Here is a 19,427-nt window from a genome sequence, read left to right as displayed (position 1 = left end):
AACCATTATTAGTCAAAATACAAATTCATATCATTTGCTTTATGGGCAAGTCGTACTGCAGATGTAACAAATTCAGCATATGTGACAGGTCGTTTTGGTTCAAATAGGTTATTTTCTGCAGGAATTAATCCAAGAGAATTTGCTAACGATACATAGCCAATATAATGACTATTTACTAAATCTACATCTTTCACATTGCTTTTATATATTTCTGAATGCTTCGCAGCTTCTTCTAATCCTAATGCTCTAATGTACCAAACAGCTAATTGTTCTCTCGTAATGTTTGTATCTGGGTTAAAGCCTTTATTTTTCGGATCAAGAATGCCCATAGAAACAGCTTTTTCTACGATATGGAAATACGGATGATCTGGTCCAATATTTTCGTATGTTTGTTTTTTCATTTCTTCGCTATTGTAATAATAGTCTTCATAGAAGTAAGTTAAAGATTTAACTAAACCTTTTAATACTTCTCCTTTCGTAATTGGAGCATCCGCATTAAAGCTATCAATATCCCCTATTTCTAAATAGCCGTTCTCAATAAAGAAATTCAATTCTTTTTCCGCAGTTGGATGAGAAACCTTTTGCTCTTCACTTATTTCTGGATTTTGCAAATAGCTCGGAGTTTTCCATTCCCCACTTATCGCATCTAAATAACTATAAATATTTCCATTATAAATTGGCGAGTACACTAAAGCATAATGAGGATTTTCATCTGGTTGTATATAGCTAAGCTCCACATCTGTACTGTTCATTATAATATTTTTTGCTTCTTCTGCTGAAATTGCATTATTTATTGCCGGCCATTCACTGTTTTCATGATATCCGACATGTAAATTAATCAATTCACCAGTATCACTTATAGCTACATGTAATTCATCGCCAATCACTGGAATTCCATTTACTATTCTTGGGAATGTAAAGAAATACAATCCATTATAATGTTCTAACCTTTGCTCAATTGGTTTTGAATAATGGTGAAGTTTTGATGGCGCATATTGTTTTAAATAGCCAATCGCTTTAGAAAGAGCTTGTTCCTCAGTTATTTTTCTTTGATTTTTTGGCTTTTCTCCAATCTGAGCTAATAAGTCAGATTTAATATCATAGTACTCGATTAAATCTCCAGTCTGTTTATCAAATGTAATGTTTGTCCCATATCCACCACGGTCATATTCATAGCTATACGAAACGTAAATAATTTCATTTCCATAATAGTTCTCTGTCTCTTCCACGCTATCAATCGTTAAACGTACTTTATTAGAATTAATCTTTAAAATTTGTTCTGCTAATTGTTTTGCTTGTTCAACAGTCATCCCTTGATATTTTGGTGAAAGGGGTTGATTCGTTAATTGGTCCACATTTTTGTTTTCTGGTGGATTAGATTGAAATTTATTTCCTACCAACCAATTTCCAGTTAAGGCATGAATTCCCTCTTTAATGGACGGCACATATACTAACTCTGCTTTTTGTTCTCCCGTATAGTAGTTGTAATCTAATTGATATCGTAATTGAACAGATAAATTGTCTTTTATTTTTTTCATTATTTCTTCTTTATTTATTACTTTATTTACATCATCAAATGTTGCTGATAAGAATTCACTGCGATATAAATGAGTTACTTCTCCATTCCCTAAAACTGATATTGAAATTCTTTGATCTGGAATTGCAATACCGTTTTCTGTACGTACAAATGAAAATGAATATTGAACTGGTTCAGTTAATAATTGTTTTGGTCCTGGATAATAATATACATCGTCTTCTTCAGAAAGTTTATATTTTTTGCCTGCTGTAAATTGTTCAATAAATTTTTTTGCAATTTCCTTTGCTTCATCTTTTGATACTTTCGCAGGGAACATAGCATCTTTTGTATCAATTGGATCTAAATATAAAGATTCAATCTCTAAGTTTTCCCCAGCAAAAGTAATATCACCATAAACGTATCGATTGCCGCTTATTTTTTTGTGGAAGCTTAAATTGTAACGAACGGTATTATCATTTGGATAGTGTCCACTTCTTAAATGGAAGTCAGATTCTGATAAAAAATCATATTTATTTGGGAAAACATCTTTAAACTTTTTAATTAATTCGCTTTTTGATACAGTAGTTTCAGTAGATGCAATAAGAATTTCCAATTGTTGAGGTTTTTCATATACGTCCAAAGGCGTTTCAGCTAAAGCTGGTGTTGCAAGTAATCCAACTGACAATGTAGCAGCAGTTGCAATCGTTCCTATTTTTTTAAATTTCACCAATAGTCCTCCTTTTTATTTACTAATTTTAATTTTAAGACATTTCTATATTGGTTTAAATAGGAAATTACCCCTGTATTTAACTCTGAAAATAATACTTCTATAACAAAATTAGCATTTTTTAATAATTTTAAATTTATCAATTTTACATATTGCTAATAATCCGTACTTTTATGTATTAGAAAAATATATTTGATATGTCATTCTGTGAACAAATTAATGCCCGGCTCGAGCTTACTGATGAAATAGTTTTCTATATCTCGAGACTCGGGCTAGTTTCCTAAATTTTGATGATTCTTTTTTATAATCATGCAATTTGTGCAATTCACTATTAATGAAATCTCCATCAACCATTTAATAATTGCATTGCCATTTCATCTTTTGACAATATTAAAATTGTCTTGAATTAACAACCAATTTTGAGGAAAAGCAAAGCTTAACTTCCAATAACTAATCCCCCGCAAATTCAACCTTTTCAATAAATTAAACTTCGCTTGAATCGACCTAGCATCTTCAAACCAAACTTCATGATTTTTACCCTCATCATCTACATAATAAAAATAAGGAGCTTGAGCTATTGGGTCAAATTGAATTTCCGCATTATGTTCACGAGCAAGAGCAATCGCTTGTTGAGGGCTTATAGCTCTTGCATATTGTCCTCCTTCAACATAAGGAAGGGTCCAATCATAACCATATAAATTTTGTCCCATCATAATTTTGCTTGGCGGTATCTCTGTTAAAGCATAGTTTAACACTTTCTCCACTTCACTAATTGGAGATACTGCCATTGGTGGTCCTCCTGAATAACCCCATTCATAGGTCATTAATACAACAAAGTCCACTATTTCCCCATGTGCACGATAATCATGAGCTTCATACCATTGACCAGTTTGTTCACGGGATAGTTTTGGAGCTAATGCACTGGAAATTAACAATCCTTCCTCATGAAGACGATCTGCTGCTTTCCTTAAAAAATTATTGTACGCTTCTCTTTGATCTGGAGGCAAAAATTCAAAGTCAAAATGAATGTCTGATACCGTCCCAATACGTTTTGCCTCATCAATAATGTTATCTAGAAGAACATCCTGAACTGCTGAGCTTTGCAATATATCTCTACCAAGTTCCCCACTAAACTGACCATTTTCTAAATTCGTCACAACAAGCATCAAAGAAGCCCCACTATTCTGAGCCACTTCAGGTATTCCCTGTATTGGCATTGGTACGAGACTACCATCTCTTCTTGCTTCATAACTGAATGGCGCTAAGTATGTGAGATAAGTTCCTACTTCACGGGCACTATTCAATAATTGTTCACTAACTGTATCCCCGGATGGTTCAATATAAATATTAACTTCTGCTCTCGTTTTCGCCCTCGGTGGAATATATAATCTTAGTCCTGGCAGCAATGGCTGATTGGGATTTAGTCCGTTAATTTGTGCAAGGGTGAGATAGTTCATTCCAAAACGCTGTGCAATGGTAAATAACGTATCCCCCGGCTGAACCCAGTAAAAACTTCCAACAATCGGAATCACAATTGCTTGCCCCACCACTAATTCATTTGGTAATTCAATTTGATTCGTTTGAATGATTGTTTGTGGATTGACATTGTAGCTTTGAGCAATCCCCCAAATCGTATCTCCCGGCCGAACAACGTGTATTTGAATGGTGCATCCTCCTTTTTGCACTTATGACAATCAATAGATTTTATGATGTGTTTTGAAAGAAAATAACAATTGTAATTGATAAACATTCTAAGGAGTTTATATGGAGGATTGAATGTGAATAGAGCAGTTCTTGTGAGAAGATTCCCTTGAATCGTGCGGATAACGCCTGAACTTGTGTAGATAATTCCTCTACTTGTGCGGTTAGATCCTGAGCATTTGCAGATAATTCCTCTACTCGTGCGGATAAGTCCTTAGCTTGTGCAGATATTCCGCGAATAGCTAATCTCTCAACTTATGCAAATAGCCCCCTTCCAGTTGCTTCTCTCCATAAAAAAATAAGGCTATCTAGAAATTTCTAGACAGCCTCCTAAAATTCACTTTTTCCTTCCATTTATCGAACACGATTAAATATTAATGTAACAGATTATGTTCATACAAGTAATCGTACGAAATATCAACAAATAAATATTCATTATCAGCTAATGCCATGGAGAACGTACGAGTTAATTCGCCGGTTTTGATGTCACTATATATATTTGAAAGTTCACCTTTCACATCATCTTTTAATTTGATGATATTTAAGAGAAAGTAAGGTCGCCAACTCCAATTTTTACCGATAGCTTCTTTTTCCACTATCCAATTTCCATTTCTACGCACGATATTTGGGGATATTTGAAATCCTTCTTCATTGCAAATATAAAATCGGAAAGCATATTTTGTTAATTTGTTTGCTAATGCTAAGAGTGACTCCTCATCATGACTTTGTAGTTTTGATTGATCAACAATTGTAGCAATATCCTTTTTCAATTTTTTCATTTCTTCATATTTTAATTCCAACTGCTTTCTTTCAGTTGCAATAAATTGTTTACAATCATTGCGGAATCGCTCTTTTAATGAGTCTTTCGGATTTAAATGTGTAGAAGGTTTCTGTAAATATTCTCCTTTAAAATATCGAGCACCATGCTTCCATGCGTGATGTAATTGATAATCCGTTTTTATATCATTAAACATTAAAGCGGCACCCATTTTGATCGCCAAACTTTGAATTGTTGTAAACACATGACTTTGGGAACCCCAAGCATTGTAATTCAATTGATTAATATTGATTTTTAATACAGTTGGCTCCAACATTAGTATTTGATCCAACTTGCTTTCTTTACCAATTTCGTCTAAAGCGATTTTGACACCATACGTTTTCATATACCGAATTGGATGCTGTAATTCATCAGCTTCCCCTTCATATTTATGCGCTGGAATTACTAGAAATATTTTGGATAATAACGATTCACCAATTGTTTGTTTTATTGCTTGAAAATAAGCATCTCCAACATCTGTCATAAACAAATTTGGATTACATGGTAAATAAACATAGAAATCATTTAACGAATCCTTTACTTCTGTAACAGCTTTTTTTATGAGAGTAAGTTCTGCTTCTTTCCGCAAATCTTCGGGAATCGTTGAATCATAAGTTAAATTAACAATATCGATCGTTTTATCATTTATTAAAAGCTTTCCAGAAACTTCATAAGCAACAATCGAATGCGAATCCGCACTAAAAATTGGCTCATAAAACACTTCTATTTCATTTATTCTATCTAAAATATCTAGTACTTCCATAAGAAACCTCCACACACAAATTATGTTCAAACTTGCTATGCTAACTGTATTATACATGAAATAATGCATTAAAAAGCAACTTAAATAGAACATTCATTTCTAATATTCATATAACTGAAAAAAGAGCTACTTCCCCTTTCCCTAATTCTAAACATTCCTCAAATTTTATTTAATATCATTTCAAATCAGACCATTAATTATTATAAAATAATTTTATAATAAAATAAATCATATAATTCTTATAAATTTTATAAAGAATATTGGAAAATAAAATCACCATTTTTCAATATTGAAAATGGTGGTTTTTGTTCGTTTCATTTTTATTTAATTTGAGGCTGTGTTACACGTTTTAAGAAGAATGATAAAAGTAGTGGAATAAGAGTAAAGCAAGTTGCTACAAAGAATGCTAATTCAATTCCTTCTAAAAGGGCCTGTTGGGTAATGCTTGCCATTACTTCCTCCGAAAATGTGCCAGCTTGCATCGCTTCCGCTGCCATTTTTTCTCCAACGGATGTAGCCTTTGTGTTCATCACCGCAATCAAGACTGCTGTGCCAATGGAACCAGCAATTTGTTGAATGGTGTTATTTGCTGCAGTACCATGTGGATTCAATCGAGGTGCTAGAGAATTTAATCCATTTGTCATGACAGGCATCATCACTAAAGATATCCCGATTGTTCGAACAGTATATACGGAAATGATATAAATAATTGAAGTGTCAATTTCTAAATGAGACAGTAGATATGTTGTAACCGTCATAATACTCATACCAATTATCGCCAATACGCGTGGTCCAAACTTGTCAAACAAGCGACCAGTAATAGGTGACATTGCAGCCATAACAAGCGCTCCCGGTAACATCATTAACCCTGACTCCATCGGTTCGATATGCCGCACACTTTGTAAATAAGCTGGAGTTAAAATCATTCCCCCTGTTAACCCCATTCCAAGCACGGAACTAAAAATTGCGGAAAGGGTATAGGAAGGAGCCTTAAAGATTTCCATACTTAAAAACGGAGATTCAAGTTTTAATTGTCTCAATACAAATAAAACGATGCCAATTATACCAATGATGATGGTTGTAATAATTACAGGGTCGGACCATCCTTTATTACCAGCTGTACTAAATCCGTATAAAAGAGAACCGAACCCAATTGTACTTAACACAATTGAAAAATAATCCAATGATTTTTTTTTCGTTGGTATGACATTCTCTAATTTCCATAAACCTAATAAAACACTAATAACTGCAAAAGGCAAAATCATCGTAAATAGAATTCGCCAATTATAATGTTCTACAATATAGCCCGATAATGTTGGACCGATTGCTGGTGCAGCCATCATAATAAGCCCGAAGAAGCCCATTGCTGTCCCACGTTTTTCAATTGGGAAACTAACTAACATCACATTCATTAAGAGCGGAGCCATAACGGATGAACCTGCAGCTTGAACCATTCTTCCGGCAAGCAATGTTCCAAAGTTAGGAGAGAAGGCTGCAAGTAGCGTACCTAAAGTAAAAATACTAGTAGCCACTACAAATAAAGGTTTTGTGTTAAATCTCGTGATGAAAAAAGCAGAGGCAGGGATTAATACACCGCTAACTAACATATAGCCGTTAGAAAGCCACTGTACAGTTGCATAACTAATTTGAAAATCTTGCATGATGGTAGGTAATGCAACATTCATTAAGGTATTATTTAAAAACGAAATAAAGGCTCCTATAAACAATACAGCGATCATTAAATAAGGAGGCCTTTGTGCTGACAGTTCTTTAGTCATATCTATTCACACTCTCTGTAACAATATTTAAGCGAAATCTATTCTATACCTACAGTTCAAATTTATCAAGAAAAAAATATTACCTTTTTATTTTACTTTAAATTTAGTAATTTTGAATTTATACTAGCAGTTCAATATTGTTATAGATGAAGATGTAAGCGAAAAGAAAAAAGGTTCTTTCCATTGCTTCGGAAAGAACCCTTTTCTATTCAACACTGCCAAAAGGATGGCGTCTTTATTTATAACGTTATTACATCATGCCCATATCTGGCATTCCTGGATTTTGAGCTGGTGGCTCTGGGATATCAGCTACCACTGCTTCAGTTGTTAAGAATAATGCAGCTACACTAGCAGCATTTTGTAATGCTGAACGAGTTACTTTAGCTGGGTCAACAATACCTGCATCAATCATGTTTACCCATTCACCAGTTGCAGCATTGAAACCAACGCCAACTTCTTCACGTTTTAAGCGATCAACAATGATTGATCCTTCTAAACCAGCATTTTCTGCGATTTGACGAACTGGTTCTTCTAGAGCACGTAACACAATTTTCACACCAGTTGCTACATCGCCATCTACTTCATCTAATACTTTTTCTACTGCTTTATAAACATTTACTAATGCAGTACCACCACCTGCAACGATTCCTTCTTCAACCGCTGCACGAGTAGCGTTTAATGCGTCTTCGATGCGAAGTTTACGCTCTTTTAATTCTGTTTCAGTAGCAGCACCTACTTTAATTACTGCTACACCGCCAGCTAATTTTGCTAAGCGTTCTTGTAATTTTTCTTTATCAAATTCTGAAGTTGTTTCTTCAATTTGAGCACGGATTTGATTTACACGTGATTCAATAGCAGCTTGATCTCCAGCACCTTCAACGATAGTAGTGTTTTCTTTATTTACAACTACTTTACCAGCGCGTCCTAAAGATGTGATATCAGCTGTTTTTAAGTCTAAGCCAAGGTCAGAAGTGATAACTTGTCCACCTGTTAAAATGGCAATATCTTCAAGCATTGCTTTACGGCGGTCACCGAATCCAGGTGCTTTTACAGCAACTACTTGGAATGTACCGCGTAATTTGTTCAATACTAATGTTGCAAGAGCTTCACCTTCGATATCTTCAGCGATAATTAATAATGGTTTGCCTTGTTGTACTACTTGCTCTAATAATGGAAGAATATCTTGAATGCTAGAGATTTTCTTATCAGTAATTAAAATGTAAGGATTTTCGAGCACTGCTTCCATTTTATCAGTATCTGTTACCATGTAGTGAGATACGTAACCGCGGTCAAATTGCATACCTTCTACTACATCTAATTCAGTATTGAAACCTTTTGATTCTTCGATTGTGATTACACCGTCAGTTCCAACACGTTCCATCGCTTCAGAGATGAATTTACCTACTTCTTCATCGGCTGCAGAGATAGAAGCAACTTGTGCGATTTCTTCTTTATTTTGAACTTGACGAGAAATGTTTTTCAATTCTTCAATTGCAGCGGCTACTGCTTTATCAATACCTTTGCGAATTCCTACAGGGTTTGCACCGCTTGTTACGTTTTTCAAACCTTCACGAATCATTGCTTGTGCTAAAACTGTTGCAGTTGTTGTACCGTCACCTGCTACTTCGTTTGTTTTAGAAGCAACTTCTGCAACTAATTTTGCACCCATGTTTTCATAAGGATTTTCAAGTTCGATTTCTTTCGCAATTGTTACACCGTCATTAGTAATTAAAGGTGAACCAAATTTCTTTTCAAGTACAACGTTACGACCTTTAGGACCTAATGTTACTTTTACAGCGTTTGCTAATTTATCTACACCTTGTAACATTAACGAACGAGCTTCTTCTGCAAATTTAATATCTTTTGCCATTTTGCCTTACCTCCATTTATTTTTATCTATAGGTAATCAAAATCGGTATAAATACGCCTGACATTTCATACAATGGAAGAGGCGCAATTTTGATTTCTATATGATTATAAAACAGCTAAAATATCGCTTTCTCTTAAAATTAAATATTCTTTACCTTCATATTTCACTTCTGTTCCGGCATATTTAGAGAAGATAATCACATCGCCTTCTTTTACTTCAGGCTCAACGCGAGTGCCGTTATCTAATACACGACCAGAACCTACAGCAACCACTTTACCTTCTTGTGGTTTTTCTTTTGCTGAATCAGGTAGTACAAGTCCAGAAGCAGTTTTTTCTTCTACCTCAACTAATTCGATAATCACGCGATCTCCTAATGGTCTTAGCAAGTGAAACAACCTCCTACATTTCGTATTTTATCTACCATTATTAGCACTCTTATCACCCGAGTGCTAACACAATTATATAATAATGAATCATCCCTTTTTTTGCAAGTGAGAAGTATAAAAAATTTCTTTTCTTTCTATCTTCCTCTACAATAGAATATGATTAGTAAAAACACCATTCCTTAATTTGGATCGGAAAGATTAATATTATGATTACATTTTAATGAATTTGCATAAGAAAGAGGGAAATATACGATTGGCTAATTCGCAAAATATTCAAACTCAAAAGACCGCTTTTTATGTATTAATCACTTATATCTGTTTTCAACTTTCTTCTTTTTTACTATGGATTCCCCCGCTAAAAAGTTTCTTTTTAGGCTTTATTGATTTAGAGGGGCGTTCAGCGTATATTGCATTAGCAGGCTGGTGGTCATCCATTACCGCAGGAATAGCATTAATTATTTCTTTTATCTTAATCTCCAAAAATAAAAACTTTTGGAATTGTTTAAAAGGAGAAAAAATGCCATTGGCGGTAGCAATTGGTTGGGGAATTATCGGTTTTTTCATGATTTATTTAGGTCAAGTGATTGGTATTCAAATTGAATCGGCATTAGGCATTGAGCTTGGCTCTGAAAATACTGAAGCCATTATAAACATTACAAAAATCGCACCAATCATGATTCTAGCTTCCGTTATTTTTGGACCAATTTTAGAAGAACTTGTGTTTCGCCGCGTAATATTTGGATCGATTATGCAAGCACAAAATAACTTTTGGTTAGCTGCCTTCATAAGTGCAATCGTCTTTGCGATTATTCATTTAGATTTTAGTCATATCATTCTTTATACCATAACTGGTTTTATTTTTGCCTTCCTATATAATAAGACAAAACGTTTAATCACTCCAATCATTGCGCACATGATGCTAAATGGTTTTGTTACATACTTACAATTGAACATTGAAAAAATTCAACAATTTTTTCATTAAGCATAGCCTGCTTTATAAGCATGAATAAAGAAAAAGCCTATTTTCCATGAATTTCATAGAAAATAGGCTTTAATTTTGTTCCTTCATTTGTTCAATTAGACGTCTTTGTTCTGCTAACGCAGCTTCCACTTGTTGTCTTTGTTCCGCTTCCTTTTCTTCTTGCATACGCTGTTCTTCTGCTTTTAAATATTTCTTATATCCGATTTTTGCAATAGCAATGCTAATTTCATACAAAACAAATAACGGAATGGACATTAGAATATATGAAATTAAGTCAGGTGGCGAAATTAATACGGCAATAACAAATAATACAAAGTAAGAATACTTTCTAAACTTTGACATTAAGTTTGGATTCAATACCCCGAGACGGGATAAAAACAATGTAATGACTGGAAGTTGAAATAAAAAACCAAATGGAATCACTAATTTAAATAAAAAAGAGAAATATTCGTTAATGCCGATTGTTTGCTGAATATCTAACCGCTCCGACAAGTTCATCATGAAATTCATAACGTTTGGGAAAAGAATAAAGTAAGAAAACAATAATCCAACTAAAAACAAAACAAAGGAATACGGTATATATTTTAATGTTGCTTTCCTCTCAGATTCATACAAGCCCGGTGCAATAAATGCCCAAAGTTGGTACAAAATCACCGGAGATGTCAAAATTAATGCTACAAAGAAGGATACTTCTAAATATACAGTAAGCGGGTCGCTTACTTTGAATGCATTTAATGTTAATGCCTCTAATTCTTCATTATCATGCTGAATGAATTTAATGATTGGTTCTGCAACATAGAATCCAGCTATTAATGCGATAACGAAAAAAACAGCACAAATAATTAAGCGCTTTCTTAATTCCTCTATATGTTCTATAATAGGAAGTTCTTTTGGATCCATTTTTCTTTTAGACATCCTTATTATTACTTATTGTGTTCTTGTTCTTTCGTTTCAACTTTCTCAATGGATTTTTGTTGCTGATCTATCTCGATGATGTTCTTTTTATCAGTAACATCGCTATCATCTATTAAACCTTGTGTACCCTTTTTGAACTCACGCAAAGTCGTTCCCATTGCTCGTCCAAATTCAGGTAATTTTTTCGGTCCGAAAATAATCAATGCAACAATCCCGATAATAATAAGGGCAGTTGGTGTAATTGCACTTAAATGCACAACCATCGATGACACCTCCTCAGTTTATGTATTTATTTTACCCCAATTCGACATATTTTGCATTACATAACGGAAATAGATTGTGAAAACTTTTTATCAATCACTATTGCGAATTAAATAAATTAAAGCCTCTAGTTCAACTGCTAAATCGATATTCATTACTTTCATCGTTTCCGGAACATTTAAACGAACAGGAGTAAAATTCAATATTCCTTTTGCGTTGATTGCTGATAAGCGATCAGCAATGGCTTGGGCAGAGCGTGAAGATACAGTTAATATTGCAAGTTCTGCATTATATTTTTGATACATTTCTTCTAATCGATCGGGATGATAAACTGGGATTCCATTTACTTCATGCCCTTCCATTGGCGCCTTTGTATCGAACGCAACAACGATTCTCGTATTATGATTTTTTTGGAAATTATATTTCAAAAGGGCATTTCCTAAATTCCCCACGCCAATAAGAGCGACATTCGCGCCTTCATCTTGATCTAGAATTTGTCTAAAAAATTCCAACAAATACAAAACATCATATCCATATCCTTTTTTACCTAAGGCGCCAAAATAAGAAAAATCTCTTCGAATTGTAGCGGAGTCAATCTTCATTGCCTCACTTAATTCTTGAGATGAAACTCTCTGTTTTCCATCATTTGCGAAGTTCTGTAAAAACCGATAATAAAGAGGAAGTCTTTTTGTTGTCGCCTGTGGAATTTTTATATCTCTTTTCACAATAATCCCCCTGTTAACTTCAACTCGAAATTGATTTTATATTACTAAACATAGCTAAATAAGTAAAGCGTTCACATTGCTTGAATTCCTGTCTTCTATTACACTAATAGTAGTGAACAGAGGTGTAAACATGATCATACTTCAAGTAAATCAATTAACAAAATCATTCTTATCTGATGAAATATTAAAGGATGTAAAATTAGAAGTTCAACACCGTGACCGTGTCGCATTAGTAGGTCGCAACGGTGCGGGTAAATCTACGTTATTAAAAATCATTGCTGGACAATTGTCTTACGATTCTGGCGAAATCATTATTCCTAAAGATATAACAATTGGGTATTTAGAACAACATGCTGGTCTTGAATCCAAACGTACAATTTGGGAAGAAATGATGACGGTGTTTGAACCGTTAAAAAAACAAGAAATGCGACTTCGCGAATTAGAACAACAAATGGCTGACCCATCCGTGTATGAGAGTCCAACTAATTACTCTCGTATTATGGCAGAATATGATCAACTACAACATTCTTTTAAAGAATCCGGTGGCTATCAATATGAAGCAGATACACGTTCCGTACTTCATGGTATGAAATTCTTCCCCGACATGTATGATAAACCTGTTTCTTCCTTATCGGGTGGTCAACGAACACGACTTGCCCTTGCAAAATTGCTACTAAGCAAACCGGATTTACTGATTTTAGACGAGCCTACGAACCATTTAGATATCGAAACATTAAGTTGGCTTGAAAATTATTTAAAAGCTTATACAGGTGCCATTTTAATCGTTTCTCACGACCGTTATTTTCTCGATCAAATCGTCAATATCGTTTATGAAGTATCAAGAACTCGCGTAACAAAGTATATAGGAAATTATAGCGATTATTTGGACCAAAAAGCAAAACAATATGAACGCGATTTAAAAATGTATGAGCAACAGCAAGATGAAAAAGCGAAACTTGAAGCTTTTATTCAAAAAAATATCGCACGTGCTTCTACAGCAAAGCTTGCAAAAAGCCGAAGAAAAATGTTGGAACGTACCCAATGGATGGATGCCCCAATTGGTGATGAAAAATCAGCAAAATTTGGATTTGATATCGAAAGACAAAGCGGAAATGATGTACTATCAATCGATGATTTATCAATTGGATATGAGCAAAATCAAATAATTTCTGAAAATATCTATTTGCGCATCTTCCGACAAGATCGGGTTGCGATAGTAGGACCGAATGGAGTCGGAAAATCCACTCTATTAAAAACCATTGTCAAAGATTTATCTCCACTGTCTGGAAGCATTCGTTATGGAACGAACGTTAAAATTGGCTATTACGATCAAGAACAAGCAAAACTCGATAGTAATAAAACCGTTTTAAATGAACTTTGGGATGAATGGCCGTTAATGAATGAAAAAGAAATTCGTTCCGTTTTAGGTCAATTTTTATTTAGTGGCGATGATGTACTAAAACTTGTTAATACATTATCCGGTGGGGAAAAAGCACGCCTTGCCTTAGCAAAACTCATGTTGCAAAAAGCAAATTTCCTCGTATTAGACGAACCAACGAACCATCTTGATTTAGACAGTAAAGAGGTCTTAGAGAATGCGTTGATGGACTATCCAGGAACGATACTATTCGTTTCCCATGACCGTTATTTCATGAATAAAATTGCTACAAAAGTCGTTGAACTATCCGCCACAGGCACATTTGAGTATTTAGGTGATTATGATTATTATGTAGAGAAAAAACAAGAATTAATGGAATTAGCTGAACTGAATGAAACAAAGCATGAAGCAAAACAGGAAGAAATCAAAATCCAGCATCCATCTTCAGTAAACAAAGAAGTCAAAAAACGAGAGCGTCAAATTCGAAGAAAAATTGAAGAGCTTGAAAAAGAAATGTCCAATTATGAAGAGGAAATTAACAATATCGAACTGAAGCTTTGTGAACCAGAGATTTTTAGTGATTACGAAAAGGCATTAGAGCTCCAAAATAAACTGGATTCGTTAAAGCAATCTCACAGCGAGCTCGAAACTCAATGGCTTGAACTACAAGAAGAATTGGAAAACCTGAAAATTTAAGCTACCTGAATAATATTCAGGTAGCTTTTCATTTATATATGGAAAACATGAATCTTGTTTTCGAATATTACATATATCTTGGTCAATAGACAAATTTCGATAAATTTTCCCCACAGTTTTATTCACAATAAAAACTCAGTGATACCAACATATCAACAGCCTTTTCCACATTATCCACATCACCAGAAAAAAAAATCCACACTTCGTTCTGGAAAAATACACACAATATATTGATTTTTCACAGCTTTATCACAGGTTATCCACAAGTTATACACAGATTGTGCATAAGTACGAATGTTCGTCTTGACAAAAAAGAAAACTATTCACAAACTTGCGAATAAGTTTTAAGAAAAATATTCAATATTTTAATTCTGTGTATAATTTTGTGTATAAATAAAAAGGATATGACTTCATGTCATACCCCATCTTTTTCTGAAGAAAATATTATACTTTTATCGAAGTTTGTCGTCTGTATTACTCCAACTTTTCAATTCTTTCCCTGGCAAACCATTCATCGATAAATCGGATCTTACTCCCGCTTCAAACATGTAAGCCGCACAGGCGCCAATCATTGCTGCATTATCTGTGCATAAAGAAAGTGGTGGAGCCGTAAATGGTATCCCTTCCTGTTCAAGCGCTTTACTTAAACTTTCTCGCAATCCACGATTTGCAGAAACACCACCAGCTACTATTACTTGTTTAACCCCTAATTCCTTAGCTGCTTTTATCGTTTTAGTTGTCAATACTTCTACAACACTGTCTTGGAAGCCTTTTGCGACTTCTTCAGGCACAATTGATTGTCCTCTTTGCTCCAAATTATGTTTATAATTAATAACAGCTGATTTTAATCCACTAAAACTAAAATCATACGTATCTTCTAACCACGCTCGTGGAAAATCTACACCTTTTTTAGCTTCATGAGCCATTCGATCAATATGCGGACCACCGGGATAAGGTAAATTTAACACCCGCGCTACTTTATCATAAGCTTCCCCGGCCGCATCATCGCGAGTTTCTCCAATGACTTCAAAAGATCCATGTTCTTTCATATAGATTAATTCCGTATGCCCTCCAGATACAACAAGTGCTAATAAAGGAAATTTCATTGGTTCAACAAGCGCACTTGCATATATGTGACCGGCAATATGGTGCACCCCAATAATCGGTAATCCGTGAGCAAAGGCAAAGGCTTTTGCTGCATTAATGCCGATAAGCAATGCACCAACTAGTCCTGGGCCTTCCGTCACTGCCACTGCGTCTAAATCTGATGGTACAATGCTTGCCTTTTCCAATGCTTCTTCAATTACAACCGTTATTTGTTCAACATGGTGGCGAGACGCAATTTCTGGTACGACCCCCCCAAATCTTTTTTGACTATCGATTTGTGAAGCTACTACGTTTGAAAGAATTTCATTTCCATTTCTAATTACGCTAGCAGCTGTCTCATCACAGCTTGTTTCAATTGCTAAAATTAAGTTTTCCATTATAAATTCACCCACATTACTAGAGCATCTTCCTGGTTATCTGTATAATATCCTTTCCGAATTCCGCCATCTTGGAATCCGAGCTTTCGGTATAAATTTTGTGCCACTATGTTTGATACACGTACTTCTAAACTCATCGTTTCCGCATTGTGTTCTTTCGCTACTCTCATTGCCTCTCGCATAAGCCCTTCACCAATGCCTTGTCCTCTTGATTTTTCAGTAACCGCCACATTGGTAATTTGAGCAGAATCAACGACAATCCAGATACCGCAATATCCAACAATTGTTCCATGGTCATCTTCTGCTACAATGTAATGAGCAAAGGGATTTTCTCTCATTTCGTAATGAAAAGAATCCTCGGTCCAAGGAGTTGGAAACGATTCAACCTCTATCGCATGCACTGCCTCCACATCTTGTGCCGTCATTTTTCGATAGTGAATCATCCTTTTTGCTCCTTTTGATGTGCTTTTAACCAATTTGCCTCTGCTTCAGCTAAACGATGATATTTTGGCACAAAGGAATGAACCATTTCTAATGTTGGCAATGGTTCTTTTTCAGCTAATTCGATTAATTTTGAAGCTCTCGGTAAGTTAAGTGAAGGCGGTGCAAATTTAGCCTGTTCACCTAAAACGGATTGAATCTCTTCCTTAAATTTTTTCACATCTGAACCAACAAACATAATTGTTTCTTGATACTCTTTTAACTGTTGCAACAGTTCTTCCAAAGATCCATGATGTTCTGGAATAATCGTTTTCAATTCTTTCCCTTTATATACTGCAGCGTATACATTCTTTCTTCTAGCATCAAACATCGTGCAAATAATGCCATCAAACAATTCAACATTACTTGCAAGCACTTTTAGACTTGATATGCCAACTAATGGTTTCTTTAAAGTCCAAGATAACGTTTTTGCAATCGTTACCCCGATTCTTAGCCCAGTATACGAACCAGGACCTTCGGAAACCGCTACGGCATCAATATCAACAGGTTTTAAGTTAGTTTTTCGAAATACCTCTTCTATTGTTGGCATACAAGTAACAGAATGTGTTGATTTTGTATTTTGTACTATTTCTGAAAGCACTTCTCCGTCTCTTACGATAGCGACGGAAAGTGGAGCGTTTGATGTTTCAATTCCTAACCAAATCATGTAAATAACTCCTCACATAATCGTTCATACCGTTTTCCTATTGGTCTAAATATAAATTTTCTTTTATTTTCATCAATTCGTTGAATTTCAATATCTAATCTTTCATCCGGTAGATTTTCCTCAATTAAATGTGCCCATTCAATTACCGTTACCGCATCACCATAAAATATTTCATCCCATCCTAAATCTTCATCACTATTTTCTAAACGATACACATCTAAGTGATTAAGCGGCAACTTCCCTTCATATTGTTTCATGATTGTAAAAGTAGGGCTATTCACTGTTCGGGAAATACCCAGTCCTTTCGCTAAAGCTTGAATAAATGTTGTTTTCCCGGCACCTAAATCCCCTTCAAATGTTAGATTATCTCCCGGCTCAAGTAAATTCGCTAAACGAATTCCAAGTTGATTTGTTTCTTCTAAAGAATGCACTTCCTTTTCGTACATCGTCTTCACGTATCCTCTCACCCTAACATTAACAATAGTTTATCTAAAAGAATTCATTAATTCAAAATGTATCATTTATAAATCCAAAAAAAAACATCTCTCTATATAGTAACTCATTCATTTCTTATCTAGAAATAAATTGTTTTCATTTTATAGAGAGATGCGTTTCCCTATCCACTTATTGAAGAAAATAATGAAAGATAAAATGAATAAGACTTGCAATTAATATAAAAATTATCACCATTATATTTCTTCTTAACCGTCTCATTTTTCCACCTCAAAAAGGGATATTACTAATATATTTATTCTTTACTTGCTTTTATGACATGGTGTTGATTCGATGATGTCATGACCGTTTGTTTCGAATCAGATTAGGTGGAGTGTATTTTTATTTATATGTGTAAAATATGCGGCTTGCAATAACAATTTCTAGCAATAAAATAGAGGGGGCTTTACAAAAAAGCTACTGTAATGTATTACAAATTATGGTTCAAATTCATCGTCACATTTGATTTCAACTTTTAAACCGTTAGATTTTCACTTGTGAAATAAGCACCACTTTGCGTGATATTATGGAAAAGCAATGTCCTACTCTCGCAAGGGGACCCCTTTCTACCATCGGCACTAACTCCGAAGCACGTTGACCGGCGAATTTCTGTGTCAGCTTCGGCGGTCCGGTGCTCACGTACACTGTATCTTCTCTTTTTATTGAAATTAAATGTTATATATGCTTTTTCTTTTGTAGTGTTTCTTTAGATGTACTGCGGTTTATCGAACTCGAGTGGACTTTTTGTCCTTGTTGTTATTTTCAATTAAATGCTGTAAATATTAACTATTTATTGTTTTTTTAAACCGTTGGGTTTTCACTTGTAAAATTTGCAATTTACAGTGTCATATTAAAAAACAACGTCCTACTCTCACAAGGGGGACCCTTTCTACCATCGGCGCTAACTCCGAAGCACGTTGACCGGCGAATTTCTGTGTCAGCTTCGGCAGTCCGGTGCTCACGTACACTGTACGCTCCGCTCCGGGCTGCCTCGCTTCCTTGAACTTCTTGGTCCCCGTGCTTCTCGTCTCCTTCAAATATTTATTTTGCTTTTGTTTAGCATGTGGTTTCTGTATCGCGCCGATTGGACTTTCAGTCCTTGGTAGTAAGGGGCATAAAAAAAAGCCACTACCGACCTTACGTCAGTAATAGCTTTTTGAGCCTAGCAACGTCCTACTCTCACAAGGGGGACCCCTTTCTACCATCGGCGCTAACTCCGAAGCACGTTGACCGGCGAATTTCTGCGTCAGCTTCGGCGGTCCGGTGCTCACGTACACTGTATCTTCTCTTTTTATTGAAATTAAATGTTATATATGCTTTTTCTTTTGTAGTGTTTCTTTAGATGTACTGCGGTTTATCGAACTCGAGTGGACTTTTTGTCCTTGTTGTTATTTTCAATTATATGCTGTAAATATTAACTATTTATTGTTTTTTTAAACCGTTGGGTTTTCACTTGTAAAATTTGCAATTTACAGTGTCATATTAAAAAACAACGTCCTACTCTCACAAGGGGGACCCTTTCTACCATCGGCGCTAACTCCGAAGCACGTTGACCGGCGAATTTCTGTGTCAGCTTCGGCAGTCCGGTGCTCACGTACACTGTACGCTCCGCTCCGGGCTGCCTCGCTTCCTTGAACTTCTTGGTCCCCGTGCTTCTCGTCTCCTTCAAATATTTATTTTGCTTTTGTTTAGCATGTGGTTTCTGTATCGCGCCGATTGGACTTTCAGTCCTTGGTAGTAAGGGGCATAAAAAAAAGCCACTACCGACCTTACGTCAGTAATAGCTTTT

At 35.2% G+C, this 19,427-nt stretch carries 15 protein-coding genes; 2 read left to right on the top strand and 13 right to left on the bottom strand.

All coding sequences use genetic code 11. The features are described 5' to 3' along the window. Nucleotides 1–8: 8 nt before the first annotated feature. From NST00_RS04785 to groES, 6 genes are all read right to left on the bottom strand, one after another. On the bottom strand, nucleotides 9–2,243 hold the full coding sequence (locus NST00_RS04785) for an S-layer homology domain-containing protein (protein WP_340709680.1): 2,235 nt from the start codon (nucleotides 2,241–2,243) through the stop codon (nucleotides 9–11). A gap of 374 nt (nucleotides 2,244–2,617) precedes the next feature. Further along, nucleotides 2,618–3,907, bottom strand: coding sequence for a LysM peptidoglycan-binding domain-containing protein (locus tag NST00_RS04780; protein ID WP_026019109.1), 1,290 nt, complete (start codon nucleotides 3,905–3,907; stop codon nucleotides 2,618–2,620). A gap of 411 nt (nucleotides 3,908–4,318) precedes the next feature. Further along, nucleotides 4,319–5,524 carry an EAL domain-containing protein gene (locus NST00_RS04775; protein WP_016838930.1) on the bottom strand — a complete coding sequence of 402 codons (1,206 nt, stop codon included), beginning with the start codon at nucleotides 5,522–5,524 and terminating at the stop codon, nucleotides 4,319–4,321. Nucleotides 5,525–5,844: 320 nt separating this feature from the next. Continuing rightward, nucleotides 5,845–7,302: a DHA2 family efflux MFS transporter permease subunit gene (locus NST00_RS04770; RefSeq protein WP_016838929.1), complete on the bottom strand. Its 1,458-nt coding sequence runs from the start codon at nucleotides 7,300–7,302 to the stop codon at nucleotides 5,845–5,847. Between the two features lie 250 nt (nucleotides 7,303–7,552). Further along, nucleotides 7,553–9,172, bottom strand: coding sequence for a chaperonin GroEL (gene groL, locus NST00_RS04765; RefSeq protein ID WP_016839635.1), 1,620 nt, complete (start codon nucleotides 9,170–9,172; stop codon nucleotides 7,553–7,555). Nucleotides 9,173–9,276: 104 nt separating this feature from the next. Beyond that, entirely contained in the window at nucleotides 9,277–9,558 is a 282-nt protein-coding gene (groES, locus tag NST00_RS04760; protein WP_016839634.1) for a co-chaperone GroES, read from the bottom strand. Between the two features lie 253 nt (nucleotides 9,559–9,811). Between groES and NST00_RS04755 the strand changes: the two genes are divergently transcribed. Continuing rightward, nucleotides 9,812–10,540 (top strand): CPBP family intramembrane glutamic endopeptidase, encoded by a 729-nt coding sequence (locus NST00_RS04755; protein WP_016839633.1) that lies wholly within the window; start codon nucleotides 9,812–9,814, stop codon nucleotides 10,538–10,540. Nucleotides 10,541–10,609: 69 nt separating this feature from the next. On the opposite strand, the gene tatC is transcribed toward NST00_RS04755, so the two are convergent. The 3 genes from tatC to NST00_RS04740 form a co-directional block, all read right to left on the bottom strand. Continuing rightward, on the bottom strand, nucleotides 10,610–11,440 hold the full coding sequence (gene tatC / locus NST00_RS04750) for a twin-arginine translocase subunit TatC (protein ID WP_016839632.1): 831 nt from the start codon (nucleotides 11,438–11,440) through the stop codon (nucleotides 10,610–10,612). A gap of 23 nt (nucleotides 11,441–11,463) precedes the next feature. Continuing rightward, a complete protein-coding gene (gene tatA / locus NST00_RS04745; protein ID WP_016839631.1) occupies nucleotides 11,464–11,718 on the bottom strand; it encodes a twin-arginine translocase TatA/TatE family subunit in 255 nt (84 codons plus the stop codon). A gap of 90 nt (nucleotides 11,719–11,808) precedes the next feature. After that, a complete protein-coding gene (locus tag NST00_RS04740) occupies nucleotides 11,809–12,441 on the bottom strand; it encodes a redox-sensing transcriptional repressor Rex (RefSeq protein WP_016839630.1) in 633 nt (210 codons plus the stop codon). Between the two features lie 130 nt (nucleotides 12,442–12,571). Here NST00_RS04740 and NST00_RS04735 point away from each other — a divergent pair, with 130 nt between their 5' ends. Beyond that, entirely contained in the window at nucleotides 12,572–14,515 is a 1,944-nt protein-coding gene (locus NST00_RS04735; RefSeq protein WP_016839629.1) for an ABC transporter ATP-binding protein, read from the top strand. Nucleotides 14,516–14,967: 452 nt separating this feature from the next. Here the strand turns inward: NST00_RS04735 and tsaD are convergent, their stop codons facing one another. The 4 genes from tsaD to tsaE are packed head-to-tail and all read right to left on the bottom strand — an operon-like array spanning nucleotide 14,968 to nucleotide 17,592. Then, the gene (gene tsaD, locus NST00_RS04730; RefSeq protein ID WP_016839628.1) at nucleotides 14,968–15,999 is read right to left on the bottom strand and encodes a tRNA (adenosine(37)-N6)-threonylcarbamoyltransferase complex transferase subunit TsaD; all 1,032 of its coding nucleotides are present in this window, start codon (nucleotides 15,997–15,999) and stop codon (nucleotides 14,968–14,970) included. After that, nucleotides 15,999–16,442, bottom strand: a complete 444-nt coding sequence (rimI, locus tag NST00_RS04725; protein WP_096549781.1) for a ribosomal protein S18-alanine N-acetyltransferase — start codon at nucleotides 16,440–16,442, stop codon at nucleotides 15,999–16,001. The genes tsaD and rimI overlap by 1 nt, the downstream gene beginning before the upstream one ends. Further along, entirely contained in the window at nucleotides 16,439–17,146 is a 708-nt protein-coding gene (gene tsaB / locus NST00_RS04720) for a tRNA (adenosine(37)-N6)-threonylcarbamoyltransferase complex dimerization subunit type 1 TsaB (protein ID WP_096549782.1), read from the bottom strand. Before tsaB ends, rimI begins: the two co-directional genes overlap by 4 nt. Next, nucleotides 17,143–17,592, bottom strand: a complete 450-nt coding sequence (tsaE, locus tag NST00_RS04715) for a tRNA (adenosine(37)-N6)-threonylcarbamoyltransferase complex ATPase subunit type 1 TsaE (protein WP_096549783.1) — start codon at nucleotides 17,590–17,592, stop codon at nucleotides 17,143–17,145. The genes tsaB and tsaE overlap by 4 nt, the downstream gene beginning before the upstream one ends. Nucleotides 17,593–19,427: the final 1,835 nt, after the last annotated feature.

Origin of the sequence: Ureibacillus sp. FSL K6-0165, assembly GCF_038004285.1 — a bacterium.
Classification (GTDB): Bacteria; Bacillota; Bacilli; order Bacillales_A; family Planococcaceae; genus Ureibacillus; species Ureibacillus thermosphaericus.
The sequence above is the reverse complement of the archived record's forward strand: the minus strand, read 5'-3'. Positions and strand labels throughout refer to the sequence as shown.